The sequence below is a fragment of the Aquimarina sp. Aq107 genome, assembly GCF_943733665.1.
Lineage (GTDB): Bacteria > Bacteroidota > Bacteroidia > Flavobacteriales > Flavobacteriaceae > Aquimarina.
Genome location: NZ_OX030782.1, coordinates 1,897,771 through 1,922,637 on the forward strand (window position 1 = coordinate 1,897,771; position 24,867 = coordinate 1,922,637).

The 24,867-nt window shown below is 31.2% G+C and carries 25 protein-coding genes; 10 read left to right on the forward strand and 15 right to left on the reverse strand.

Going from position 1 to position 24,867, the window contains the following annotated elements:
• Nucleotides 1-29: 29 nt before the first annotated feature.
• Nucleotides 30-767 (forward strand): YARHG domain-containing protein, encoded by a 738-nt coding sequence (locus NMK29_RS07855; protein ID WP_108804410.1) that lies wholly within the window; start codon nt 30-32, stop codon nt 765-767.
• Nucleotides 768-831: 64 nt separating this feature from the next.
• Here NMK29_RS07855 and NMK29_RS07860 read toward each other — a convergent pair whose 3' ends face one another.
• Nucleotides 832-1,548 (reverse strand): LytTR family DNA-binding domain-containing protein, encoded by a 717-nt coding sequence (locus tag NMK29_RS07860; RefSeq protein ID WP_108804409.1) that lies wholly within the window; start codon nt 1,546-1,548, stop codon nt 832-834.
• Between the two features lie 18 nt (nt 1,549-1,566).
• A complete protein-coding gene (locus NMK29_RS07865; RefSeq protein ID WP_027391283.1) occupies nt 1,567-2,607 on the reverse strand; it encodes a sensor histidine kinase in 1,041 nt (346 codons plus the stop codon).
• A 207-nt stretch (nt 2,608-2,814) separates the two neighbouring features.
• Here NMK29_RS07865 and NMK29_RS07870 point away from each other — a divergent pair, with 207 nt between their 5' ends.
• On the forward strand, nt 2,815-3,684 hold the full coding sequence (locus tag NMK29_RS07870) for a DUF5694 domain-containing protein (RefSeq protein ID WP_199915055.1): 870 nt from the start codon (nt 2,815-2,817) through the stop codon (nt 3,682-3,684).
• A gap of 105 nt (nt 3,685-3,789) precedes the next feature.
• Here NMK29_RS07870 and NMK29_RS07875 read toward each other — a convergent pair whose 3' ends face one another.
• A complete protein-coding gene (locus tag NMK29_RS07875; protein ID WP_108804407.1) occupies nt 3,790-4,542 on the reverse strand; it encodes an acyl-CoA desaturase in 753 nt (250 codons plus the stop codon).
• A 250-nt stretch (nt 4,543-4,792) separates the two neighbouring features.
• On the reverse strand, nt 4,793-5,308 hold the full coding sequence (locus NMK29_RS07880; RefSeq protein ID WP_108804406.1) for a hypothetical protein: 516 nt from the start codon (nt 5,306-5,308) through the stop codon (nt 4,793-4,795).
• A 301-nt stretch (nt 5,309-5,609) separates the two neighbouring features.
• Here NMK29_RS07880 and NMK29_RS07885 point away from each other — a divergent pair, with 301 nt between their 5' ends.
• From NMK29_RS07885 to NMK29_RS07900, 4 genes are all read left to right on the forward strand, one after another.
• Entirely contained in the window at nt 5,610-7,196 is a 1,587-nt protein-coding gene (locus NMK29_RS07885) for an NAD(P)/FAD-dependent oxidoreductase (protein ID WP_108804405.1), read from the forward strand.
• A 35-nt stretch (nt 7,197-7,231) separates the two neighbouring features.
• A complete protein-coding gene (locus NMK29_RS07890; RefSeq protein ID WP_159092290.1) occupies nt 7,232-7,384 on the forward strand; it encodes a hypothetical protein in 153 nt (50 codons plus the stop codon).
• 268 nt (nt 7,385-7,652) lie between these two features.
• Complete coding sequence (locus tag NMK29_RS07895; RefSeq protein WP_108804404.1) at nt 7,653-8,321, forward strand: hypothetical protein; 669 nt, start codon at nt 7,653-7,655, stop codon at nt 8,319-8,321.
• A 146-nt stretch (nt 8,322-8,467) separates the two neighbouring features.
• Nucleotides 8,468-9,037 carry a hypothetical protein gene (locus tag NMK29_RS07900; protein WP_108804403.1) on the forward strand — a complete coding sequence of 190 codons (570 nt, stop codon included), beginning with the start codon at nt 8,468-8,470 and terminating at the stop codon, nt 9,035-9,037.
• A 73-nt stretch (nt 9,038-9,110) separates the two neighbouring features.
• Here the strand turns inward: NMK29_RS07900 and NMK29_RS07905 are convergent, their stop codons facing one another.
• Nucleotides 9,111-10,076: a DUF547 domain-containing protein gene (locus tag NMK29_RS07905; RefSeq protein WP_199915054.1), complete on the reverse strand. Its 966-nt coding sequence runs from the start codon at nt 10,074-10,076 to the stop codon at nt 9,111-9,113.
• A gap of 50 nt (nt 10,077-10,126) precedes the next feature.
• Entirely contained in the window at nt 10,127-10,720 is a 594-nt protein-coding gene (locus tag NMK29_RS07910) for a hypothetical protein (protein ID WP_108804402.1), read from the reverse strand.
• 108 nt (nt 10,721-10,828) lie between these two features.
• Here NMK29_RS07910 and NMK29_RS07915 point away from each other — a divergent pair, with 108 nt between their 5' ends.
• On the forward strand, nt 10,829-11,713 hold the full coding sequence (locus NMK29_RS07915) for a M28 family metallopeptidase (protein ID WP_108804401.1): 885 nt from the start codon (nt 10,829-10,831) through the stop codon (nt 11,711-11,713).
• A 40-nt stretch (nt 11,714-11,753) separates the two neighbouring features.
• On the opposite strand, the gene thrC is transcribed toward NMK29_RS07915, so the two are convergent.
• From thrC to thrA, 4 genes are read right to left on the reverse strand one after another with little or no spacing between them, the layout of a single operon-like run.
• A complete protein-coding gene (gene thrC / locus NMK29_RS07920) occupies nt 11,754-13,043 on the reverse strand; it encodes a threonine synthase (protein ID WP_108804400.1) in 1,290 nt (429 codons plus the stop codon).
• 19 nt (nt 13,044-13,062) lie between these two features.
• Nucleotides 13,063-13,428 (reverse strand): RidA family protein, encoded by a 366-nt coding sequence (locus NMK29_RS07925; protein ID WP_108804399.1) that lies wholly within the window; start codon nt 13,426-13,428, stop codon nt 13,063-13,065.
• A 1-nt stretch (nt 13,429) separates the two neighbouring features.
• Complete coding sequence (locus tag NMK29_RS07930; RefSeq protein ID WP_108804398.1) at nt 13,430-14,353, reverse strand: homoserine kinase; 924 nt, start codon at nt 14,351-14,353, stop codon at nt 13,430-13,432.
• A gap of 14 nt (nt 14,354-14,367) precedes the next feature.
• The gene (thrA, locus tag NMK29_RS07935; RefSeq protein WP_108804397.1) at nt 14,368-16,812 is read right to left on the reverse strand and encodes a bifunctional aspartate kinase/homoserine dehydrogenase I; all 2,445 of its coding nucleotides are present in this window, start codon (nt 16,810-16,812) and stop codon (nt 14,368-14,370) included.
• Between the two features lie 404 nt (nt 16,813-17,216).
• On the opposite strand from thrA, the gene NMK29_RS07940 reads away from it, so the two are divergent.
• Together NMK29_RS07940 and NMK29_RS07945 are read left to right on the forward strand one after the other, a co-directional pair.
• Nucleotides 17,217-18,752, forward strand: coding sequence for an NAD(P)H-hydrate dehydratase (locus NMK29_RS07940; RefSeq protein ID WP_108804396.1), 1,536 nt, complete (start codon nt 17,217-17,219; stop codon nt 18,750-18,752).
• Between the two features lie 116 nt (nt 18,753-18,868).
• Nucleotides 18,869-19,738, forward strand: a complete 870-nt coding sequence (locus tag NMK29_RS07945; RefSeq protein WP_159092289.1) for an anti-sigma factor — start codon at nt 18,869-18,871, stop codon at nt 19,736-19,738.
• Between the two features lie 59 nt (nt 19,739-19,797).
• Here the strand turns inward: NMK29_RS07945 and NMK29_RS07950 are convergent, their stop codons facing one another.
• The 5 genes from NMK29_RS07950 to NMK29_RS07970 all read right to left on the reverse strand — a co-directional run bounded on the left by NMK29_RS07950 (nt 19,798) and on the right by NMK29_RS07970 (nt 23,969).
• A complete protein-coding gene (locus tag NMK29_RS07950; protein WP_159092288.1) occupies nt 19,798-20,745 on the reverse strand; it encodes a leucine-rich repeat domain-containing protein in 948 nt (315 codons plus the stop codon).
• Complete coding sequence (locus NMK29_RS07955; RefSeq protein ID WP_108804393.1) at nt 20,738-21,694, reverse strand: hypothetical protein; 957 nt, start codon at nt 21,692-21,694, stop codon at nt 20,738-20,740. The genes NMK29_RS07950 and NMK29_RS07955 overlap by 8 nt, the downstream gene beginning before the upstream one ends.
• A 1-nt stretch (nt 21,695) precedes the next feature.
• Entirely contained in the window at nt 21,696-22,592 is an 897-nt protein-coding gene (gene xerD / locus NMK29_RS07960) for a site-specific tyrosine recombinase XerD (RefSeq protein WP_108804392.1), read from the reverse strand.
• A 71-nt stretch (nt 22,593-22,663) separates the two neighbouring features.
• Entirely contained in the window at nt 22,664-23,197 is a 534-nt protein-coding gene (locus tag NMK29_RS07965; protein ID WP_027391302.1) for a hypothetical protein, read from the reverse strand.
• Nucleotides 23,198-23,387: 190 nt separating this feature from the next.
• Nucleotides 23,388-23,969: an outer membrane beta-barrel protein gene (locus tag NMK29_RS07970; RefSeq protein ID WP_108804391.1), complete on the reverse strand. Its 582-nt coding sequence runs from the start codon at nt 23,967-23,969 to the stop codon at nt 23,388-23,390.
• A gap of 265 nt (nt 23,970-24,234) precedes the next feature.
• Here NMK29_RS07970 and NMK29_RS07975 point away from each other — a divergent pair, with 265 nt between their 5' ends.
• Nucleotides 24,235-24,867: a porin family protein gene (locus NMK29_RS07975; RefSeq protein WP_108804390.1), complete on the forward strand. Its 633-nt coding sequence runs from the start codon at nt 24,235-24,237 to the stop codon at nt 24,865-24,867.

A 24,867-nucleotide genomic window follows, 5' to 3' on the forward strand; every position in this document is an offset into this window, starting at 1 on the left:
TAATACCAACTAAAACCAATCACTTTTTTATGAAAAATTACATACTCTTAGTTCTAGTTTTATGCTCTATGACTATAAAGGCACAACTAGAAGACTGCTCTGATTGTGCTACAATTGCGTATGCATCAAAAGACATATCCAAAAATAGTTTGTATCAATTACAACTATTACGAAATGAGATTTTTGCTAGACATCAATATATTTTTAAAGATGAACGTTTGTTAGAACATTTTCAGGAATATTTGTGGTACCAACCAGATTATAATAATCCTGCCGAAATTACTTTAAATGATATAGAAAATACCAACATAGCTCTTTTTAAGGCAGCAGAAAACCGAATTAAGAAAAAACGACAAAGACTGTTTGCAGAATTAAATGAGTTAAAAAGAGTACTCAGACAAAAAGATACTATTACTATTAATATGTTTTTGGATGATGGTTTATCGGATGGAGCGAACAAAGAAGGAGCTATAGATGAGTTGAATGCTATTTTTTCTAAAATAAACTTAAAAGATGTTAACTGGTATAGAGATACTGCTATATACAGTGTATCGACAGATAATGGATTTTTAATAAGTAAAACAGAATTACTTATAGATGGTAACAAAGTTACGCTTAGTAGAGGTGATCTGGAACATTCAGAAATAATGAAAAAGCCATTTAAATATGGAAGCGATTATTACTCGGAAAGTGAATATAGTTCCCTCTGGGTATTTACATTTGATGGTCAAAAATTAAGATTGGTAGAACATCTTGTTGCTGGATAAACATATAAGAAATAGAGCGCTACAGTCTTTATATAGAAGGATAAAATTAATACGATTTTATCCGTTAGAGTTGATGATTGTCAATAGTCTCAAAAAATGATTTTCTGTACGTATTTCCAATAGGGAGTTCTGTATTCTGGATCCAAATCGTATCATTATTTATTTTATCAATACGCTTGATAGAAATGATGTATGATTTATGGATTTGTATAAAATTAGATGATGGTAGTGTTTCCTTAAAATGTTTTAATGTGTTATAAGTAATGATTTGTTGGTCTTGTAGATGGATAGCAATGTAGTTTTTTAAACTTTCTATATATATAATATCTTGTAAAAATACCTTGGCATACTTATTCTTTCCGTCGGTTTTAAAAAAGAAAAATTCATCATTATTAGTTTGATTAACTATAGTATCCGAATTATTTGTAGCTTTTATCTTGGAGACCGCGGTATAAAAGCGTTCAAACTCAATAGGCTTAAGTAAATAATCTAAAGCGGCAACTTCATAACTATCCAAAGCGAATTGGGGATAAGCAGTAGAGAAAATAATTTTGGTTCTTTTATTGATAATTTTTGATAATTGAATTCCAGTAATTTCTGGCATTTGTATATCCAGAAAAACTAGATCTACAGATACACCTTCTAAATATTTTAATCCCTCTAATGGATTTGTAAACGTATCTTTTACCTCTAAAAAAGATACCTTACCACAATATTTCTCTAACAACCTAATCGCTGCTGGTTCATCGTCAATAATTACACAAGTAAATTGGTCTTTCATTAATAAGTTGTTATACGTTTAGAGTTCAAGTTGCAGGTATGCCTCAAACTGGTTTTCAGTTTTTTGATGTTCTAAAATAAAACTATCCTTATAGATAACCTCTAATCTTTGTTTAATATTTTTAGTACCTATGCCTTGTTCCGTATATGTATCAGAAGTATTAATGTAGTTTTTCGTTTTTAACTCTAACGTATGATCGCTGATCACTAATGTAATATTAGCCGGGCGGTTTTTGTCATTGATGATTCCATGCTTACATACATTTTCTATAAAATGTATTAGGATAAGAGATGGAATTTTTTGATTATGTACAAAACCATCTATATGCAATTGCACATGGAAATTATCCTCATACCTGCGTTTAAAGAAATATAAATAATCTTCAATAAAGGTTATTTCTTTATTTATAGAAGTGAAATCTTCGTTTGTTTCATAGGTAACATATCTCAATAATTTAGATAGTTTTAAAATATCACTGGCCGTTTTAGGTTTGTCTTCATATAGTTCTTCATAAAAGTTATTTAAGGTATTAAATAAAAAATGAGGACTTATCTGTGATTTAAGTACAGAGAGTTTTGCTTTTTCTTGCTCGATTTGTAATTGATGTATTTCTTCTTTGTTTTCATTGTATCTAAAAAATAAACACACAACAGCACTAACCAAACAGACTCTTAAGGTATAATAAAAAGAATCCCAAGCGTAGTTGCTAATAAGTTCTGACATAGGAACATTAAAAAAGTAATTATGTCTGCCTGTGATATTATATAAGATGATTTCTTCTAAAAAGAAACGCAGGCCTGCAAATAATAAAATCATCCCTATGAATGCTAAGAAGTATTGAAGGTATTTTTTCTTAAATAGAAATTTAGGAACACTATATATATAATTTATAATATACACTGTTAATAGTGATATAGTAAATGTGGTTTTAAATAAAAATAAAGTAAAGCTCGAAGAAAAAACATCTTTATCAAAAATGATATAATCTCCAAGTACATCTAGGATAATTATTGCCAATACAATTAATAGGTTGTATAGAAACTCTTTTTTAGTATTCATACTCCAAAAGTAGTTTTAAATACGATTCCTTTTATTCAATTAGTATGAACAATTCTTTTTATAGGATGAACTATAGTTTTTGTTATACAAAAACCTATGTTTTATAATATGTAAGGTTTATAAAATAATAAAAGGTGTTCGTGTAAAATTCCTATTGCACCAGCGTTAAGGCCGTAACATTGTATTGAATTTAATAAATCATATATAATGAAATACAGTCTATTATTACTTATCAGCATTAGCATCACTTTATTTACTACTAAAATGGCAGCTCAGGAAATCTCTAAGGAGAATGAAGGAATTCTTAAACCATATGAAAGTTATTATCCAAAACAGAAAACGAAAGTGCTAGTTGTAGGTACATTCCATTTTTCATACCCAGGTCTGGATTATACCAAAACCAATGATGATGATAAAATTGATGTGCTAAAAGAACCTAAAAAGTCAGAGGTAGAAGAGTTAGTGGCTTATATCAAAAGGTTTAAACCTACAAAAGTTGCCATAGAGGCAAAACCAGATTGGGGGATGGATAAAAAATACGAAGAGTATAAAGCGGGGAAACATAGAGATGTAAGAAACGAGAGTTACCAACTAGGAATGCGAATTGCAAATGATTTTAAGTTAGCCAAGATTTATTCTGTGGATGCTACTACGTTTAGCTCAGAATTAGAAAAGAAATACCCTAAAATGATGAAAGAATTGACGGAAGGGTATGATTTTCAATCTGATGATCCTTTTACGAAAATGACGCAGAAATCCTTCAATGAGTCCACTAAGTTTCCTTCTAAAGTAAAAATCCTTGATTTTTTCAAATATATGAATACAGTAGAAGGACATAGACATAATTATGGCTCTTATCTTGTGGGCGATTTTAAACTTGATAACAATCGAGGAGCCGATTTTTTATCCATATGGTGGTATAATAGGAACTTAAGAATATTTAGAAAAATACAACAGATAGAGCAAACAAAAGAAGATAGAATATTACTCATCGTAGGAAACGGACATGCCTCTGTATTAAGGCATTTATTCGAGTATTCACCAGAGTATGATTTTATAGAATTTAGTAATCTGTAGTTTTTATATGAAGACACTAAATACTAATAAAACAAAAATATCGAGCGTTACAAGCTCGATATTTTTGTTTTATTTGAGTGTGTTTTAAAGCTACTAACTTTATTGTCAATTATTGTTCGTCGTTACTGCACTCTTCTTTAATTTAATAATGCCTAACGTATTTAATAACAGCATTATATAATAAGTAGGATCTATTTCATGCCATCGTACACCACCAAAGTTAGCTCTACCACTATATTTATGATGGTTATTATGATAACCCTCTCCCATCATTAAGAAATCAATTGGGAGTAAGTTTTTAGAGGTATTATCCACTTTAAAATTAGTATACCCAACAATATGACCAAACCAATTAATAATAACTCCGTGTATAGGTGCCATAAAGAATGCTATTGGAAGAAATAACCAGTGCCACCAAGCGGTAGCAAAAAAATAAAAGAACACAGTATATCCCAATCCCCAAGCAATTCTAGAAAAATTAGAACTAGCAAACGTATCAAATGATTTCCATTGAGGAGTGTTTTTGGTGAATTTTGCATCTAAAGAAATTCGCTCATTATTGATATCCTGATATATATTTTTAGTTCGCCACATCATACTAAACATATTACTATCATACTTTGGAGAATGTGGATCTTTTTCGGTATCCACAAATGCGTGATGCATACGATGCATGACACCATAACCATATGCACTTAGATAATTAGATCCCTGACATACCCAAGTTAGAAAAAAACACATTTTTTCTGTAAAATTAGACATGGTAAATGTTTGGTGTGCTGCGTATCTATGTAAAAAGAAACTTTGAAAAAATAAACCTGTATACCATAATACAAGCATAAAAATAAGAATAGCCATTTTTAATTTAGAGTTGAGTTTGTAATCATTTATGATCCACCATTATCTGGTTTAGTGAGATGGGTGCAAAAGTACATATACTTATAAGATGTATTTAGCTATATGTTGGTTTATTTTTAGGGAAAACTAAAATTGATTCTTAAAAGCCGTGGTTTGGTATTTTAATTAGGTAATTATAATCGATTGATCGTTAGTACAAATAATAAACCAGATCCCATAAGAACCTGGTTTAATTGTATAATCAATTGTTTTATCTATATACAGAATACTGTATAACACAAGAATTGTTTTGTCTGTCATTACACTCAAAATAGATGATATCAGCATCTACAAAAGCAGCTCCTCCAGAACCAACAATTTGTGACACTTGAGCTTGTAAATCGTCTTGATAATGATCAAGGTTAATATCGCTGTCACCATCAACGTAATATACCATACTTCTAAAGTACGTATTTACTACATTAGATGGAGGCCAGTTTCTCGTATACGTAGTGCACTCACGTACATATCTTTCGAATTCTGAAGAAGCATTATCAGAACACCCTTCATCGCCACTTAATGTGCAATTTGCTTTTTCGATATTTATAGGGATTTTACTTAATTCTTCAGCAGTTGCTACACGTTGTTCTTCTGTACCAACAAGATCAAAGATAGCAGTTCTGTCTACAGATTCCGCCGATTCATTAAGATCTGTACCGTCGCTACAAGAAACGATTGTCAATGTTAGAAATAATACGCCCAATAATGATTTAAAAAGTGATTTCATTGTAATATATTTAAGGTTAAAAGTTGAAATAAAAGTAAACAACAGTACCTAAAAAATATGATTATTACTTTTTAAGAAATCGTAAATAATACGATGTGTTTTTAGGGGAATTTTTAACTTTTTTTAATGTTTAGTTAAGGTGCAAATAACATAAAGCATAATAACAGCAGGAAACAGTGATATTCTTGTTTTACATATTGATTATTAGTATGTTGTGTTTTTAAGAAATAATCATTTTGAAGTTTATCAAGTATCGTATTAAGATTCTTCTTAGATTTGATATTCAACCAAAAACCAATATATGATTCAGTCCTATAAACAACGTCCTAAATTAGAAGATAAGTATGATGCTATTATTATAGGATCTGGTATGGGAAGTTTAACAGTAGGAGCTATTTTGGCTAAAGAGGGTAAAAAGGTTCTTATTTTAGAACGTCATTATACGGCTGGTGGTTTTACACATATATTTAAACGCAAAGGATATGAGTGGGATGTAGGTATTCATTATATTGGAGGAGTACAGCAAGAGAATAGCCCTATTAGAAAGTTGTTTGATTATGTTTCTGATCGTAAATTAGCATGGGCCGATATGGGAGAAGTATATGATCGTATTATTATTGGCGATAGATCGTATGATTTTGTAAAAGGTGTTGAGAATTTTAGAAATAAAATACTAAGTTATTTCCCAGATGAAGAAAATGCAATTGATACTTATATTGATTTAGTTTTTAAATCAAATAAGGCAATGGGAGCCTTTTACAAAGAAAAAGTACTGCCTGGCTTTTTACGCTTTTTGATTGGAGGTTTCCTAAAAAGACCATACTTGAAATATGCAGATCAAACCACATATCAAGTATTAAGTAAGCTTACTAAAAATGAAGAATTAATTAAAGTACTGTCTGCTCAATATGGTGATTATGGATTGCCTCCAAAACAAAGTAGCTTTGCAATGCATGCTTCTGTTGCTAGACATTATTTTGGAGGAGGTAATTTTCCGGTTGGAGGTTCCTCTAAAATAGTGGAAACAATAGATCCTGTAATAGAATCTTCTTTAGGAACTATTCTGATTAATGCTGAGGTAGATGAAGTGATTATTGAGAATAATAGGGCAAAAGGAGTAAGAATGATAGATGGTAAGGAGTTTTATGCGGATACAATTATTAGCGGTACTGGAGTTTTTAATACTTTCGAAAAATTAATTCCTACCTCTATTAGTACCAAGTTAGGACTATTAGAACAATTACAGAAAGTTACACCTTCGGTATCTCACGCTTGTTTATATATGGGTTTTAAGAGTTCTCCCAAAGAATTAGAATTACCAAAGACTAATTTTTGGATATATCCAAATGATGGAGATCACGATACGTGCGTAGATCGTTACCTAAAAGATGAAACAGCTCCTTTTCCAGTAGTTTATGTTTCATTTCCTTCTGCTAAAGATCCCGATTGGTCCAATAGATATCCTGGACGTAGCACGATTGATATTATAACTTTGGTACCATATGAAACTGTTTCGCAATGGAAAGATACCAGATGGATGAAACGAGGAGAGGATTATGAAACTTGGAAAGAACAGATATCTCAGCGTTTAATGAAGGAACTTTTTAAACAACTTCCACATTTAGAAGGACAGGTAGATCATTACGAACTTTCTACACCTTTAAGTACACAACATTTTGTGAATTATAAAAATGGAGAAATCTATGGAATTGATCATACACCTGATCGTTTTCGTCAGAAGTTTTTACAACCCAGAACACCTATCAAAGGATTATATCTAACAGGGCAGGATATTGTTACAGCTGGTGTTGGTGGTGCTTTATTTGCAGGAGTTGTTACGGCATCTGCAGTTACAGGTATAAATTTTAAGAATAAGATTTTTGTGTAGGTAGACATGCTGCCACAGAATTAATTCATTTTGGCATGCAATTAGTTCAAGGAAATATGACATTAAATCATGTGATATCCACGGTTTTCAATTACCCCACGTTAGATGATTTATATAAATATGCTAGTTATAATGGTTTAGGAAATATAGCAGGTGAAAAATTAAAAACTGCTGTAGAGAAGATATAATCATATGCTTTTTTAGATGTAACTACTAATAATCTTATTTTTTATAGGATTTTTTCAGCAACTTCAATAATTATGTAGGATAAAAACATCCTGTTTAATTATTCAATATTGTTGTTCTTTTAACTCGTATAAGTACATTATGATCAACAAAAACTGACTTACAAGGGTAACAAATCACTCTTCTATGATACATACATAAACTATGAGTCATATTTCTTTACATAAAAAGAGTTATGTCTTTAGTTCTAACAATAACTAAGTAACCATTATGACAAGAGAAGAACATTTGGCATTTTGTAAAAAATGTACCAACAGAGAAATGGATCTTAAACAGGGTTTAGTATGTTCACTTACTAAAGAAAAGGCAAACTTTATAAATGATTGCCGTAATTTTAATTTAGATCCTACATATCAGGAACGATTTGATGATACAGAAGAATTACATAATAATGTGGTAAAAAGTATTATAACCGATGACATTTTAAAAAAAATGAAATCAGAGCAAAACTACTCGTTAGCAGTCATCTCGGGTATTATTGTTGGAATTATTGGTGCTTTATTATGGGGAGTAATAACATTGGCAACTGGATATCAAATAGGTTATATGGCACTAGCTATTGGCGCCGGTGTAGGTTTATCAATGAGGTATACAGGGAAAGGTGTTGATCAGATTTTTGGAATTACTGGAGCTGTTATTGCTGTTTTGAGTTGTTTTGCAGGTAATTTTTTTAGTATTATCGGTGCTATTGCTAATTTAGAAAGTCTTGGATATTTAGAAACTCTTATATCTTTTGATTACTCGCTATTGGTACCCATGATGAAAGAAACTTTCAGTATCATGGATATTTTGTTTTATGGTATTGCTGGTTTTGAAGGTTATAAATTTGCTTTTCGAGCTTTTACGGAGAAAGAACTGGAAGATTTTAAAAACAAATAGTTTTTGTTAATATTTATACATTAAATAAATATGGATTGGCATCTTAATTAGTTGAAAAAGTTTCGATTATATAATCGAAATTGGAAATATTGTCTTTTTTACGAGATGAATTAATTTTGATGTAATTATAAGAATTGTACTTTATAATGAATAACATATGTAAACTTGTTATTATATCAACGATTGTTGTATCCTGCACCAGAAATGATGAAGCAGAACGAATAGCTTTATTTGCTTGTTTGGAAAAAGGAGAAACTATTTCTAAACTAATTAGTTCTTCTAAAGTGAAAAAAATAAGTAAGGCTTTTACTAATACACCTAATATAGACTATTTAGTAGAAATTATGGATGAAGAAGTGATGAAGCATGAAAGTTATATACTTAATGGTCCTAATATTTTTTATAACCCATATGGGGATGAATATATTTATACTATTTATGCAAGTAAATGGATCGATAATGGCACAGATTGGGGATTGAATGATTATCTTTTTGTTATACAATTGGCATTTAAATATGATGAAGATTCTAAAAAGATTTCTGTAGAAAATAGTAGAATCCTTAAAGATCATATAGGTTTTAAGAAATGGTGGTATTCATTTATGAGATCCTATAATGAAAAAGGTTGCCGAAGAAATCTATGGGCAGAAACATATAATCTAATTCCGCCACCACCACCGCCTCCTACGATAGAAGACTGGATTTCTGTAAGATAATTGTTATTAGTTCATTGAATTGTATTAATTCTTAATTGGTTAGTATATACAAATCAAGATAGTCTAAGATAATTTAATCATTTAGGCCCCAGTTATAATCTAGGTATTTTATTTCTGCATTGGGATCTACTTTTGTTGTAGAAAAGTTATTTATAAACGGGATTATACCTTTTTTGAAATCCACTTTATACCATTCAAATATTTTACTTATTTCGATGGTTTTTTCTGAAATTTTGTTTTTTGTAGAATCGGTAATCCAGTTTTTGGAAAGTGTATTTAGTTGCGAATTTAATTTAGAAGGAAGAAAAGCACCTTTCATTAACTTAGGACAAGAAATAGCAGCACAATTAAATGCTACGTGTAATCTAGGTTCATTAAAATTAGGACGTACAATAGAGTTTTCTATTTGATTTAGAGAATAGGTGTTATTTCCAGATTCTATAAATTTTTTGTCCCATGGTTTACCATTGTTTATATCTTTAATACTTTTTACCGGATAATTATTGGCTATTAAATGAATTGTAGCAGCGTTATATAAGTTAAACCAATATGCTAATTTTTCATTTTTTGTCCAATCTTTTGTTGGAGGAGTATTCTTAAGATGTGCTAGATAATTGTCTATTTTGGATATATCGGATTTAAAAGCATTATAATTTACTTTACCCAAAGGAGATACGTGTTTTTTTGTTAATTGATCCCAAGCCGTATGATCAGGTTTTTTCTGTTCAATAACTTCTATTTTAATCTCTTTTTTTTCTTCTTTATCACCTGCATTGGTTTCTTTCACTATCTCTTTGTCTTTAGATACTTTTACAGCGGTTTCCGGTTCTATTAATCCATTGGCCTCAATAACAGAGTCCTTTATTTCTTTAACTTCTCTTTTTTCATCAGTAACAGTGGTATGATCCGAAGTATTTTTGACATGAGTGGTATCTATAGATGTAGAACTTTCAGATTGAATATTAAATTTTTCTTCTTTTTTGTTAGAAGTACATCCGAGAATAAAAAAAATAGCTAATACAATGGATATTTTTTGCATAATGTTTTTAGTTTTAATGCTAGAAGATTGGGTCATATTAAGATAGATAATTATTTTTTACAATCTACAGAAATTTGTATTCCATTTAATTTATTCCATATGGAATGATCAATTTCTTTTGGAGATATTCTAAAGATTACTAGATGTTTATTGAGATTGTTACAAGGGATGTAGTTCGCTATTATATTTAAAGTAACTTCTTTTTTAGTTGTAAAAGCATCATAAGTAATTACTTGACCAGCATAAGATACATTATCGATTTTCTCAAAAAATGCTTTAGTTTTTTTGATTTTTGAAGAAGTATCAGAAGAAGAAGTGGTATTTCCCAGCATAAGTCCATTAAAATAATCTTCTAATTGAGATTCTAAAATAGTACTAGATAATGCCGGGCTTTCATCTAAATACCAAAGAAAAGCATAAGAAAAGTAATCTTCAGCACCTTCTTTACCCCAACCAGGAGCAAATCGAACATATTCCGTACCTTTATAGTCAAGTGACGGAGCAAACGATAATGGAAACTCGATGGTTTCTTTTCTCCAATTATCGGGAGCTAATAAATAATTCGTAGCAGAATCTTCTTTTTTACAACCAAAGAATAATAAATTAATAATGATAAAAAATGGTATGGTTTTTGGATTTATCATAAGGAAATGTTTATTTTAAGACAATATAGATACTAATTGTAAAATTATATATTGTTTTTTATAAATTTGTTAGAAGGAAAGGAAAAATAAGAATACAAAAATTTTAAAATGAAATTATATAGGTTTAGAACATTACTATTATTGATTTTTTGCGTTCAGATTTCAGTAGCTCAATCATTGACTGATCAAGAAGAAGCAGAAATTATTAATATCCAGAAGGATATTGTTGGTAAACTAACTGGGCATATTCCTATTAAAGGAAAGAGGAAATTATCTAGTAGAGCCAGTAATTCGGAAAGAAAAATTACAGCCGATTATTTGTTTAATTACCTTAAAGATTTAGGAATTAAAGCAAAACGAAATAATTACAACGTTCAGGATAAGAAAGGGAATCAATATAATGGCTCTAATATATATGCCGAGATTCCAGCTACGAATGGAAGCGATGAATATATAGTTTTAGGAGCTCATTATGATACAGCAGAAGGAAGTCCTGGAGCAGTTCATAATGCTACAGGAGTTGCACTAACTTTATATGTAACAGAAAAAATAACCAAATTAGCCAATCGAAATATTAATTTTATGATTGTATTTTTTGACCAACAGGAAACTAATATGATTGGATGTAGAATGTTTGTTAAAAAACTACAAGACGATAAATACAATGTAAATTCTATGCATCGCGTGGATTATGTAGGATGGGATAATGACGAAGATAGAGCGATCGAATTGTTAGCATCTAACATAAGTCTAGAATCAGCATATCGATTAGAATCCGGTGTGCCTGTTTTTAAAAGAAGAGTATCAACTCCAGAGACTCGAGTATTTTCTACTTTAGGATATGATACAATAACAATAACTGCAGAGTTAATGAATGGAGATAATTCTCCATATGTACACCAGTCCGAAGATAAATATACTACTGTGAATTTTAAATACTTAGCATCTACTTCTTATATAGTTTCTAAAGTAATGAAATCACTTTCTAAATAAATTTAGACATAAATAAAAATATTCTAAAAAGAGTTTCTTCTTAACTAAGAAGAAACTCTTTTAGTTTGTTATAATCATTGGTTTTAATGCTAACTTTTTCTTTGTTCATTACTTTTTGAATCTGCGGAGGAATTGATATTTTAGTATCTAAAGTTTCTTCGACAATATCCAAGAATTTAACAGGATGAGCGGTTTCTAAAAATACTCCGTATTCATTTTCTTTTAAATTATACTCTTTTAATCCAAGATAACCGACTGCTCCGTGAGGATCTGCTATATATTTTGTCTCTTGATAAACTTCTTTCATAGCCTGTTTTGTACTCTGATCATTAAAACTATAAGCAGAAAAGCTACTTTTTAAAGATTCGAAGTTATTATCGAATAATTGTTGAATTCTAATAAAATTACTTGGATTACCTACATCCATAGCATTAGATATAGTTGCTTTAGAAGGTTTTGGATCATAATCTTTCGTATTCATATATCTAACAACAGTATCATTTACATTGGTAGCAGCTACAAAATGCTTGACAGGAAGTCCTAATTTATGAGCTACAATCCCGGCACAAATATTTCCGAAATTACCACTTGGAACAGAAAATACAATATCTTTTCCTTTACTTTTCAATTGTTTATAAGCAAAAACGAAATAGAATAATTGTGGTAACCATCTTGCGATATTGATAGAATTGGCAGAGGTTAATTGTTTATGATCTGTAATACTTTTATCTAGAAATGCTTTTTTTACCATATCCTGACAATCATCAAATACGCCATCTACTTCTAGCGCTGTTATATTTTGTCCAAGTGTTGTTAATTGTCTTTCTTGTATATCACTAACTTTACCAGAAGGGTATAAAATAACCACATCTACACCTTTTACTCCAAGAAAACCTTGTGCTACTGCACCTCCAGTATCGCCAGATGTAGCTACTAATACGGTAACTTTATTATCATTGTTTCTATTAAAATATTCTAGACAACGTGCCATAAATCGAGCACCTACATCTTTAAAAGCCATTGTAGGCCCATGGAAAAGCTCTAACGTACCTATATTTTCTTTGATATCAATTACAGGAAAATCAAAACTGAGTACATCTTTTAGAATATCTTTTAATTCTGTATCAGGAATCTCATCACCCACGAATTGTTTAATAGTTTGAAAACCAATTTCTATGGTGTCTAAATTTTCAATAGTATCAAAAAAAGATGAAGGTAAAGGAGTTATATTTTCAGGAAAATATAGACCTTTATCTGGAGCTAATCCTTTTATAACTGCTTCAGAAAAAGGTACTTTAGGAGCGTTATTATGTAAACTATAATATTGCATTTTTAATCTAGTTTTAGTATTATGAAACTATAGCAGAGAATTCAATCTCTACTAAAATATTGGGATCAATTAGTTTAGAAACTTCTACCATGGATGTTACAGGTTTTATTTTGCCAAAGTATTCTCCATGAGCTTTACCAATTTCTTCCCATTTGCTAATGTCTGTACAGTATATTCTCGTTCTAATTATTTGATTTAAATTAGCATTGAATTCTTTTAGTACATTCTTTACAGACTCAATAATAGCTTTAGTTTGCTCATATTCGTTTTCTCCAGGAGCTGTTGTTCCCGATACTTCGATAGTATTACCAATTTTAATGGCTCTTGAATATCCTACAATATCTTCCCAAGGAGAACCTGTTGCTATTTTTTTAATTTCTTGCATATCAATTAATTATTTTAACTCCTTGACTATTGATTTTAGAAATATGAATATCAAAGTCAAGTCCTGTTTTTGTATACACTTTATGTATTGCGTTTCCTACGTTTTTAGCGGTGGTCATACTTTTGCTTAAAGCAAATATTGAAGGTCCAGAACCTGAAATTCCACATCCTAAGGCACCTTCTGCAATGGCTGCTTTTTTAACGTTTTCAAATTCCGGAATTAGAATCGATCGCATAGGTTCAATGATCACATCTTCTAAACTACGACCTATTAGATCATAATCCTCGGTAAAAAGGCCAGATATAAAACCTCCAACGTTACCCCATTGATGTATTGCTTGCTTTAATGTTACATTTTGCTTTATAACGGATCGTGCATCCGAAGTTTTTACTTCAATTTGAGGATGAATAACAGTCATCACTAAATCATCAGGCGTGTGTAATTTGATCACATCCAATGGGGCATAACTTCGCACTAAAGTAAATCCACCTAATAGGGCAGGAGCAACATTATCTGCATGGGCATTTCCACTTGCAAGTTTTTCTCCTTCCATTGCGAATTCGACTAATTTATGAGGAGAAAAAGGATGATCCAATAGATGATTTACAGCCCAAACAGCTCCTGCACTACTAGCAGCACTACTGCCTATACCACTTCCTGCTTTGATTTTCTTGTAAATTTCAATATCTACTCCAATTTCATTTTTATAATTCGCTAATAAAGCCTCTACAGCAACACCAGCTACATTTTTTTTAGTATCTAAAGGGAGGTCAGCACCCTCGATTTTTGTAATTCTTACACCTGGATTGGGTGTAAGTGATATGATCATTTCATCTCCTACAGTATCTAAACAGCAACCTAGTACATCAAATCCACAAGAAAGATTCGCTACGGTAGCTGGAGCAAAGATCTTTATACTTTTCATTTTAACATTGAGATTTACTTTTTACCAATTCTTATAATGTCAGCAAATATACCAGATGCTGTTACTTCTGCACCAGCTCCAGCTCCTTTTACAATAAGAGGTTGTTCTGGATAGCGGTCTGTATAAAAAAGAACAATATTATCGCTTCCTTCTAAATTGTAGAACGGATGATCAGCAGGAATGTGTTGTAAACCTACTTTTGCTTTACCATTCTCATATTGAGCAACATACTTCAATCTACATTCTTTTTTGTTAGCTTCCTCTAGAATTTTAGCAAAATGAGCTTCGTTCTTTTTTAAGGATTCGAAAAAATCATCAACAGTTGGAGTATCCAAACTTTGTTGTGGTAAAAAAGCATCTTTTTCGATATCCTCTAGTTCCATGATTTGACCACTTTCTCTAGCCAGAATTAGAATTTTTCTAGCGACATCAACACCACTTAAATCAATTTTTGGATCTGGTTCGGTGTACCCTTCTTCCTGTGCTTGTTTTACAACATCATAAAAATTAGTATCTTCATTATAATTGTTAAATACAAAATTTAAACTACCCGATAACACTGCTTGTATTTTATGGACATTATCACCTGACGCAATCAGATTGTTCAAGGTATCTATGATAGGTAAACCAGCACCTACATTAGTTTCATAAAGAAAAGAAGCGCTAAATTTTCGCGAAAGCTCTTTTAACTCAGAATAGTTAGCATATTCATCAGCACAAGCAATTTTATTGCAGGTTACAACCGCCATACTTTCTGATAAATAGTGCTTATATACTTTGGCAATATCTGGATTCGCGGTATTATCTACAAAAATCGAATTACGGATATTCATTGCTTTAGCAGTCTCAAAGAATTTTTCTGAATTCGCTTTTTCTCCACTAGCTAATTTATCTTCCCAAGAACTTAATTTAATTCCTTGTTCATCAAAAGCCATAGTTCTTGAATTAGAAATTCCCACTACACGTATCTTTAAGCGTAATTTATCATTTAAGTAACTTTTTTGCTGTTCTAATTGTGATAACAGCTTACTACCTACATTACCTACACCTGTGATAAATAAATTAAGTTGTTTTGTTTTTACTTCGAAAAAACGTTCGTGTAAAATATTTAGGGCTTTTTTGATATCTTTTTTTCCAATTACAACAGAAATATTTTTTTCAGAAGCTCCTTGAGCTATTGCTCTAATATTTACATTGTTTTTACCTAAAGTGCTAAACATCTTACCACTTAAACCTTGATGGTGATACATATTATCACCAACTAAAGCAACGATAGCAGCGTCATTTTCAATTTTTACAGGATCTACTTTATGCTTTGTAATTTCAAACTCGAAAGCAGAATCTAAAACTGTTTTAGCTTTTTCTGCATCAACAGCTTCTACAGCTAAGCAGATAGAATGTTCAGAAGAAGCTTGAGTAATTAAGATTACATTGATATTTTCTAAAAATAAAGCTTCGAACAAACGTTTTGAAAACCCTGGAATACCAACCATTCCACTTCCTTCTAAGGATATTACAGAAATATTATCAATATGACTAATACCGGTAACTGGTTTTGGTCTATTAGTTACTTCTCTAGTAATTAAAGTACCTTGATCTTCAGGTTCAAAAGTATTTTTGATAACAATCGGAATGTTTTTATCTAAAACAGGATGAATTGTTGGAGGATAAATAACTTTAGCTCCAAAATGAGACAATTCCATCGCTTCCTGATAAGAAATGTGTGATACAGGTTTTGCTTGTTTTACTAATTTAGGGTTGGCAGTGTACATTCCACTTACATCTGTCCAAATTTGTAATTTGTCAGCTTGTATACCAGATGCTAAAATTGCTGCTGTAAAATCTGATCCGCCTCTTCCTAAAGTTGTAGGTTCTCCAGCTGATGTTCTTGCTACAAAACCTGGAAATAGACTGATCTGATGTTTGTTATCCTCGGCGTATCGTTTTATTCTAAAATTAGTTTCTTCATAATCAATAGTAACTTTCGAAGCTTCTGTTGTAATAATATAATCTCTAGAATCTTTTAAAACGATGTCTAATCCTTTTACTTTGGCAGCTTCAGAAATTATAAAAGAGGATAACATTTCTCCAAAACTAGCAATTACAGATTCGGTTTTAGGAGATAACTCACTTAGAAGATATACTCCTTCACAAAGGGATTCTAGTTTATTTAACTCTGATTTGACTTTGCTGATTATAGAGCTTTGCGAAACCACCGGGATTAATTCCTTGATAGCTTCGAGATGCCTACTTTCTATAATTGTTAGCGTATTTTTATATTTTTCGTTGTTAGAAGAAGCTTCTTTACCAGCCTGTATTAATAGATCTGTAATTCCGCCAAGGGCAGAAACAACCACATAAAGAGGTTTGTTTACAGACTGTTTTTCGATGATTTCTATTACTTTTTCTATAGTAGCTGCATTTGCAACTGAGGAACCTCCAAATTTTAGAACGTTCATAATATATTTTTTATAATGATGTATTTGATAAAGCTTTTCGTTCGTTTATTTACTTAAAATAAACTAACTACTTAATTTCTATGATATATAAATGATTAACCCCTAAGGGTAATAATAATAGTAGAAGTACGTGTAAATGAAGTGTAGGCGAAAGCCGCTGTTGTTCCTAACGCGAAAAGTAAAACCGAGATTGAAACCGTACTAAACATTAGTTTGATTTATATTTAAGTTCAAATGTATAATTTTTTACTTTTGAACAAAATAAAAACGTTAGTAATCATAAACTTTTATTGATACTTTAATTTAAGGCTATATTCGTTAAAGCATTCTTAAAAAAATCAAATCAAAAAGGATTATCAATGTTTATAACATGTATTAACAAATAATCACTAAAATTTAAACTTGTGAAGATATTTTCCGCTGATCAAATGCGTAAGGCAGACGAAGTAACTATTCAATCTCAAAAGATTACTTCTTTAGAGTTGATGGAAAGAGCTGCTACTCAAATATTCAATGTTTTACATCAACGATTGCAAGGAGCTCCGATTCCGATTCATGTATTTTGCGGTATTGGAAATAATGGAGGAGATGGTTTAGTGATTTCACGTTTGTTAGTGGAACATGGATATCACGTAAAGACATATATCGTAAATTTTAGTGATAAAAGATCTGATGGTTTCTTAGTAAATTATGATCGTTTAAAGGGAATAGGAGTAGAATGGCCTGTGCAACTAAAGTCCGATGAAGATTTTCCAGAGATCAAGCAACAGGATATGGTAATCGATGCAATTTTTGGGATAGGTTTAAATAGGCCGGTAGTACCTTGGGTTATTAATTTAATTAAGCATATTAATGCGTCCAGATGTTTTACGTTATCTATAGATGTACCTTCAGGTTTATATGCAGATAAAGGACCAGATGATCCAGAAGGTGTTATATATGCTTCTACAACCGTTACTTTTCAATTACCTAAGCTAATATTTTTCTTACCAGAAACTGGACAGTATTCTCAAGACATGGAGGTTATTGATATAGGCCTAAGTAGAGAGTTTATATCCCAAACTCCGGGCTTTGCAGAATTAATAGGTAAGAACGAAGTACTTTCTCTATACAGGCCTCGTCATAAATTTGCTCATAAAGGAGATTATGGACATTGTTTACTTATTGGAGGAAGTTATGGTAAAATAGGTAGTACAGTTTTAGCAACAGAAGCTGCTTTAAGAATAGGAGCGGGCCTTGCTACTGCATATATTCCAGAATGTGGATATGATATTTTACAGTCTACGGTTCCCGAAGCAATGGTTATTACGGATGAAGAAGATGATTATATCTCTAAAATAAAGTTTGATATTAAACCATCCGTTATTGGAGTAGGAGTTGGTTTAGGAACTAATGATAAAACGATTGAGGCATTTGGCGAATTCTTAAAAGAAAATAAAACTCAATTAGTGATTGATGCTGATGGGATTAATATATTAGCTCATAAAACAGATCTATTACAGTATATACCAGCAAAAACGGTATTAACTCCACATCCTGGAGAATTAAAACGTTTGATAGGGGATTGGAAAGATGATTTTGATAAGATTAGTAAAGTAAAAGAGTTTACTAAAAAGAATGATTGTATTATTGTAGTGAAAGGAGCAAATAGTTTGGTTATTTATCAAGATGATATTTATGTAAATACTTCTGGTAATCCAGGAATGGCTACTGCTGGTAGCGGAGATGTGTTAACTGGAATTATAACAGGTTTAATTTCTCAAGGATATGATTCGCTGCACGCAGCAGTATTTGGAGTTTATTTACACGGTAGTGCTGGAGATATAGCAATTCAACAAACTGGTTATCAGGGTTTACTAGCAAGAGATATTATTTCCCACATAGGAAAATCTTATATAGAATTATTCAAAAAACCACAACAAGCACCGCCAGAAGCATAAAATTCTTTAATTCACGTTGAAAAATAACGTTTAAAACGTACAATTTTATCAGCTTTTTGTAGTTAATTTGAATATTGATATCCATACTATCAAGAATTAAATTAAAAAAGCAAAAAATGATGAAAAACAAGATGATGGCGATGGCAGCAATCGCCTTAGGATTATTAGGTGTTTCCTGTTCTAGTGATGACGGACCACCTGTAGCTAATGTTGCTATAGAAACAATTGGATTAGAAAACTTAACAGGAGGTTCTACCTACCAAGGATGGTTGATAGTAGATGGTCAAGCAGTGCCAACAAGTAGATTTACAAACCCTGCGGGAACTATAAATCTTACAGTATTAGCTTCTGACTTAGCTGATGCTACCGAATTTGTTCTTACTGTAGAACCAGTAGGTGATACTGATAATGTTCCTTCGGATGCTAAAATTTTGACAGGAAGTTTTAATGGATCTAATACCGCGACACTTAATTTTGCACCAGTGGTTGCGGATTTATCTAGTACAGCGGGACAGTTTTTTCTAGCTACTCCAACTGATGACGTAGCTGATAATGATGAATTTGGTGTTTGGTTTATGGATGGAACATCTGCAGGATTAACATTGCCTACTTTAGCGAGTGGTTGGAAATATGAAGGTTGGGTAGATTTTGGTAATGTAACTGTTTCAACTGGAACATTTTCTGATGTAGAAGGAAGAGATGACGCTAATTTCTTTAGTGGTTCAGGAGGAATGATTCCAGATTTTCCTGGTGAAGACTTTCTTGTACTTCCAAGTCAAATCCCTTTAACTGGTGTAACATTTCCTGCTTCAATAACAAGTAGAAGAGTTTTTATTACTGTAGAGCCTTTTGGAGATAATGATCCAGCACCTTTCTACATTGAACCATTAAGTGGAACTGCGGGTATTACAACAGGTCCTGCAAATCCTGTTACAATGATTTCGGATACTTCTATGCCTTCAGGTAGAGCAACAAGACCTAATTAAATCTTATTTTAAGATATAACAAGAATACTAAAAAGACTCTCGTTTTTTCGAGAGTCTTTTTATTTATAATTCTTTTGTTTGAACGATAGTAAGAAGAATCCCTTGAAAGTTTCTTTAGCTTTTGTGATCTCTTCTTGAGATAATGGGTTGTTATCCAAAATTAATCCCGCTAATGGATATTTTTCAGTTTCATAGGTAGTAGGGATTGATACAATCTCATTATTATTAATGTGTACCATAAGTAAAGATTTCATACTGGAAAAAACACTTGGGAGCTCTTTAAATTTGTTAAACCCTGCATGTATTACCCACACATTTTTCATTTCTTTTAATTGATCAGGAAGCGTTTTTAAATCATTATGATCTATATAGAAAAATCGTATTTGATTAAGTTTACTAATGGTGTTTGGTAGCTTCTTTAGGTTATTATGATCTATCCATAAAGAATACAGATCAGGTAATTTTCCTAAATAAGAATAACTTTCTGCATCGTCTATTTCATTATATGATAAATTTAGATCTCTTAGTGTATTAATAGCTGTTATATTCTCAGGAATTTTAGTAAGCTGGTTATTTTTTAGGTTTAAAAACTCAATGGGTAATTCAGAAATTTGCTGTAGTATTTGCGAGAGATCAATGCCTGGATTATTTATTAATGAAATCTGCTTTAGTTTAGGGAATAGTTTAATGGATTCAGGAATAGTTTTAATGCCTAAGCTATCTAAAATTAAAACTTCGAGGTTTTTATGAACAGAAAGCAGACGAAGACTACTGTCAATATCTAAGTTCTTGTTATTACTTAGATTAATCATTCTAAGATCTTTTAATTTGGTAATTGAGTTAGGTAATTCTTTAAGTTTTTGATTGCTTAGGTCTAAACGATGGATTTTTGAGAACTTCTCTGAATCGATTTCTATATGAGTTTTACTATAAAATGTGGTGTAAGTATTACAGCTACTGCATAGCAATAGAAAACACAGGTGATATAAGAGTTGTTTTTTAATCATCTGTAGTCGTTTTATAAAATACATTTCCGCTTACTTCTATATAGATTTTATCTTTGGTTTCTACTAACCAAGGGAATCTAGGATTTAGCCCTAAACCATCATGCAGTATGTTTTGTATATATGCTCCTGCTTTTTGGCTATTAATTCCTAGTTTAGAATGTATCGAAAAATCATTTTCTTGATGCGTTACATATCCGTATAAGTTTCCATAAAAAAGCTCTTTAAATGGAGGTAGTGTAAACCATACGTTTTTACGCCCATCATCAGAGTTTATTTGATTTCTAGGTGATTGACTATAATCAGGTCTTGGTGTAAATAAATCAATACCAATCCCAAATTTTTGTATTGTTTGCGGATCAATGATTTTAGTAAAACCAATGTCCAAAGAACCTGTGACACCATAATCGGTCCCTGCTCCCTTAAATAGTCCAATACTAAAATCATTCTGAAAGGCGAAATGGATATTATGATTTGCATTACTAAATCGCATAAGAAATGCTCCACGTCTTAGCCCATATGATTTCAAAGATTTAGGAAGATAATCTTTACTAAAACCAAAGCCTAAACCATTAAAACCACCTTTTCCATTAGGGTTAAATATAAGGGTAGTGTTTAGGTTAGAAATAGATGATCCCAGTAAATTACTGTTTTTACCAATACCAGCTAATGCAAAAAATTCATAAGAATATGCGAGTCCAGAATCATTAACAGTGTGTCGTTTTAAGAATTGATAAGAAGCAAAAGATAATCCACTTTCCATAGAAATATCTCCATAGTTTAAAATTCCAAAACCATAAGCTCCTAGTTTTAACCATTGATTTTGACTGCCAATAGTAATTTCTGCCTTAAGCATGATACCCCCATCTGCACTGAAGCGTTGCGAATAGATTAAAGAGCAACTTAAAAATAGGATATAGGTAATGTGTTTTCTTAAGGTATTCAAAATCATACTATCTTCTTGGATGAAACGTATTAATTACCTCACTAAGATGGCTTCTGTCCATATGCATATATATTTCTGTAGTCGTAATACTTTCATGACCTAACATTAATTGAATAGCTCTAAGGTCTGCTCCGTTTTCTAATAAATGAGTAGCAAAAGAATGTCTGAAGGTATGTGGACTTATATTTTTATGAATTCCAGCTCTTTCAACAAGTCTTTTTACAATGGTAAAAATCATCGCTCGTGTAAGTTGTTTTCCTCTTCTGTTTAAAAACAAAGTATCTTCATGTCCATTCTGAATGTTTAGATGAGTTCTTATTTCATCCTTGTAAATATTGATGTATTTATGTGTTACATCTCCAATAGGAACAAATCTTTGTTTATCACCTTTACCAGTGATACTAATAAAACCTTCATCAAAGAAAAGATCCGAGAGTTTTATATTGATCAATTCGCTAACTCTTAATCCACAACCATAAAGTGTTTCGATAATGGCTCGATTACGCTCTCCTTCAGCTTTGCTTAAATCTACCTTAGAAATAATTAAATCTATTTCTTCTAATGATAAAGTATCGGGTAGTTTTCTTCCAATTTTAGGAGCTTCTATAAGTTCCATTGGATTTGTATCTCTATAATCTTCAAAAACTAAATAATTAAAAAAACTTTTTAATCCAGATATGATTCGGGCCTGTGATCTAGCATTTACTAGTTTTGCGGTTTCATATATAAATTGTTGTAGTATATCTTTTTTTATGGATAATGGAGTCTTTTGTATATCGTGTGCTTCTAGATATTTGATTAGTCTTTGAATATCAAGATTATAGTTAATGATGGAATTATCAGAAAGTCCTCTTTCTATTTTTAGATAATGTTCATAGTCTTTTATGGCGTGACTCCATTTCATTTTTCTAATATAAAAAGAAAAACCATCCTGATCTAATCAGGATGGTTTAATAAATTTTTAAAAGTTAGTTTTTATAAGTGAATAGCAAATCCAATATTAAGTTGGAATGCATCCGTATAGAAATCATCATTTAAACTTAAATTATATCTTACTCCAGGCTCAATGCTAACATTGTCTCCAATGAAAAAAGCATACCCACCTTGAATACCAAAGTAAGAAGGATCTTCATCGGCATCGCTACTGATACCACTGTAATCTATTTGTACAGGTATAGACCCTATAACGTAATATTTAGCACCAATTTTATAACTAAACCTATCAACTGCATCAGCATCAGAATTAGCTTTAATTGATCCATATCCTAATCCAGCTTTTAAGGCTAAATTGTCGATAATAAAATATCCACCTTCTAATCCAATATTAAAAATGGATCCTGCATCGTCAGAAAAAGTAGTGAATTGTATACCAGTGTTGGCTGTGTGAGCAGCGCCAAAATTAGTATTGGCTTCAATTAGCCATTTTCCTTTAGAAGTTTGCTCCCCATCCTGAGCATTGGCAAATGTTAAACTGCATACTGCAAGAGCAGTTAGAATTAATTTTTTCATGATCATTGTTTGTTTAAAGTTGAAACAAATGTATATCAGCTATTCATGAAAAAAATCACTGTTTTCAGGTAGATTTTAAATAAGATTATTCCTGAAAATAGGGGATGAAAAAAGAGTTATTTATTGTTAAAAAATAAACTCCATCATAATTTCACATATGATGGAGTTTAAAATTTATATATGTTCTATATTAAAACTTGTATACTAAACCTAAGTTGATATCATCTAGATCTAAACCTACACTTACTGCATTAGTAGAATCAGCACCATCAATATCTGGTTTTGCAGTTGCATATGCTAATGCTCCCCAGAAAGCTTCAAGTGCAAAGTTGTCACTTAAGAAATAGCTTACACCAGGACCTACATTAAGTCCAAACCCATTTATTTTAAGTTCACCAGTTCCTTGCTCTTGTTTCGAACTAGCATATTCAAAAGCTACTTCACCGAACACAGAAAATTTACTAGAAGGTGTAAAATAGTAACGTCCAAAGGCTCCCGCATTGAAAGAATTATTTTTTATGTCTTCAGTAAAAGGAGCTTCTTGTTTACTAGTAGTAAAACCTAGTCTAGCACCAACAGCTATATTTTCTGACACAAAGAAACCTACTCTCGGAGTAAATTCGAATGAGTTATTTTTAATGTCTCCTGTAGATGTAGAGTTATAACCAAAAGATCCAGAAACAAAAATATCTCCTTTAGCGAAACCTCCATCTTGTGCGTTGACAAAAGTTAGTGTGAATACTGCAATTGCAGTTAAAATCAATTTTTTCATAATGTTTGTTTATTTGTTAATACTCCCATTAGTTACATTGATGATGATTTTGTTACTCAATTTTTCTGTTTTTTTTTAATATTTTTTCCTTGTAAAATCTAATATTCTAGCGCTCAGTAATTAATAGATTGTTAAATTTTGAATATTAATTTACTTTCATCTTCTATAATAGGTTTTATCTAGTTATTGATTGTAGTTTTTTTAGTTACTTACATATGGTTATAAAAAATAAAGCTACTTTTGAGTATCAACTTATTATTAGATTATGAAAAGAAATGTTTTTATTCTCATTGTAATTATTTTTAGTTTCATTTCTGTAAATGCTCAGAAAATTTCTGATGAAGACCCATTATATGCTCGTGCAGGTTTTAAAGGAGGTGTAAATTATAGTAGTATTCTTGGTGATGCCGATGATACTAGTGGGAGAGTGAGGATACATCTTGGGGCATTGGTTGAATATCCCATTTCTAGTACATTTTATATTCAAGGAGAATTGTTATATTCGGCACAAGGATATAAGGCAGAAGTAGCTGGACAGGAACAGAAGATTAGCTTAAATTATATTTCATTACCTATTGTAACCAAATTCTACGTTACAGAAAAAATTAGTCTAGAAACAGGACCACAATTTTCAATTTTAACGACAGTAGGAAATGATGATGTAGCTGATAATGACCCGTTTTTTGATGCTTTCAATGATTTTGATTTTAGCTGGGCAGTGGGCGCAGGTTATAAGCTAGAGAGTGGTTTGTTTTTTCAACTTAGATATAATTTAGGATTAACAAACATCAATGATACTGGAGTTATAGATATTACCAATAGAAATTCAGTTGCACAATTATCCGTGGGATATTTGTTTAAAACTAAAGATAATCGAAGAATCATACGAGAACAATAA

Bases quoted from the DNA above. Each gene is read 5' to 3' on its own strand.
- NMK29_RS07855 (WP_108804410.1), top strand. From the start codon at position 30: ATGAAAAATTACATACTCTTAGTTCTAGTTTTATGCTCTATGACTATA.
- NMK29_RS07860 (WP_108804409.1), bottom strand. From the start codon at position 1,548: ATGAAAGACCAATTTACTTGTGTAATTATTGACGATGAACCAGCAGCG.
- NMK29_RS07865 (WP_027391283.1), bottom strand. From the start codon at position 2,607: ATGAATACTAAAAAAGAGTTTCTATACAACCTATTAATTGTATTGGCA.
- NMK29_RS07870 (WP_199915055.1), top strand. From the start codon at position 2,815: ATGAAATACAGTCTATTATTACTTATCAGCATTAGCATCACTTTATTT.
- NMK29_RS07875 (WP_108804407.1), bottom strand. From the start codon at position 4,542: ATGGCTATTCTTATTTTTATGCTTGTATTATGGTATACAGGTTTATTT.
- NMK29_RS07880 (WP_108804406.1), bottom strand. From the start codon at position 5,308: ATGAAATCACTTTTTAAATCATTATTGGGCGTATTATTTCTAACATTG.
- NMK29_RS07885 (WP_108804405.1), top strand. From the start codon at position 5,610: ATGATTCAGTCCTATAAACAACGTCCTAAATTAGAAGATAAGTATGAT.
- NMK29_RS07890 (WP_159092290.1), top strand. From the start codon at position 7,232: ATGCAATTAGTTCAAGGAAATATGACATTAAATCATGTGATATCCACG.
- NMK29_RS07895 (WP_108804404.1), top strand. From the start codon at position 7,653: ATGACAAGAGAAGAACATTTGGCATTTTGTAAAAAATGTACCAACAGA.
- NMK29_RS07900 (WP_108804403.1), top strand. From the start codon at position 8,468: ATGAATAACATATGTAAACTTGTTATTATATCAACGATTGTTGTATCC.
- NMK29_RS07905 (WP_199915054.1), bottom strand. From the start codon at position 10,076: ATGCAAAAAATATCCATTGTATTAGCTATTTTTTTTATTCTCGGATGT.
- NMK29_RS07910 (WP_108804402.1), bottom strand. From the start codon at position 10,720: ATGATAAATCCAAAAACCATACCATTTTTTATCATTATTAATTTATTA.
- NMK29_RS07915 (WP_108804401.1), top strand. From the start codon at position 10,829: ATGAAATTATATAGGTTTAGAACATTACTATTATTGATTTTTTGCGTT.
- thrC (WP_108804400.1), bottom strand. From the start codon at position 13,043: ATGCAATATTATAGTTTACATAATAACGCTCCTAAAGTACCTTTTTCT.
- NMK29_RS07925 (WP_108804399.1), bottom strand. From the start codon at position 13,428: ATGCAAGAAATTAAAAAAATAGCAACAGGTTCTCCTTGGGAAGATATT.
- NMK29_RS07930 (WP_108804398.1), bottom strand. From the start codon at position 14,353: ATGAAAAGTATAAAGATCTTTGCTCCAGCTACCGTAGCGAATCTTTCT.
- thrA (WP_108804397.1), bottom strand. From the start codon at position 16,812: ATGAACGTTCTAAAATTTGGAGGTTCCTCAGTTGCAAATGCAGCTACT.
- NMK29_RS07945 (WP_159092289.1), top strand. From the start codon at position 18,869: ATGATGAAAAACAAGATGATGGCGATGGCAGCAATCGCCTTAGGATTA.
- NMK29_RS07950 (WP_159092288.1), bottom strand. From the start codon at position 20,745: ATGATTAAAAAACAACTCTTATATCACCTGTGTTTTCTATTGCTATGC.
- NMK29_RS07955 (WP_108804393.1), bottom strand. From the start codon at position 21,694: ATGATTTTGAATACCTTAAGAAAACACATTACCTATATCCTATTTTTA.
- xerD (WP_108804392.1), bottom strand. From the start codon at position 22,592: ATGAAATGGAGTCACGCCATAAAAGACTATGAACATTATCTAAAAATA.
- NMK29_RS07965 (WP_027391302.1), bottom strand. From the start codon at position 23,197: ATGAAAAAATTAATTCTAACTGCTCTTGCAGTATGCAGTTTAACATTT.
- NMK29_RS07970 (WP_108804391.1), bottom strand. From the start codon at position 23,969: ATGAAAAAATTGATTTTAACTGCAATTGCAGTATTCACACTAACTTTT.
- NMK29_RS07975 (WP_108804390.1), top strand. From the start codon at position 24,235: ATGAAAAGAAATGTTTTTATTCTCATTGTAATTATTTTTAGTTTCATT.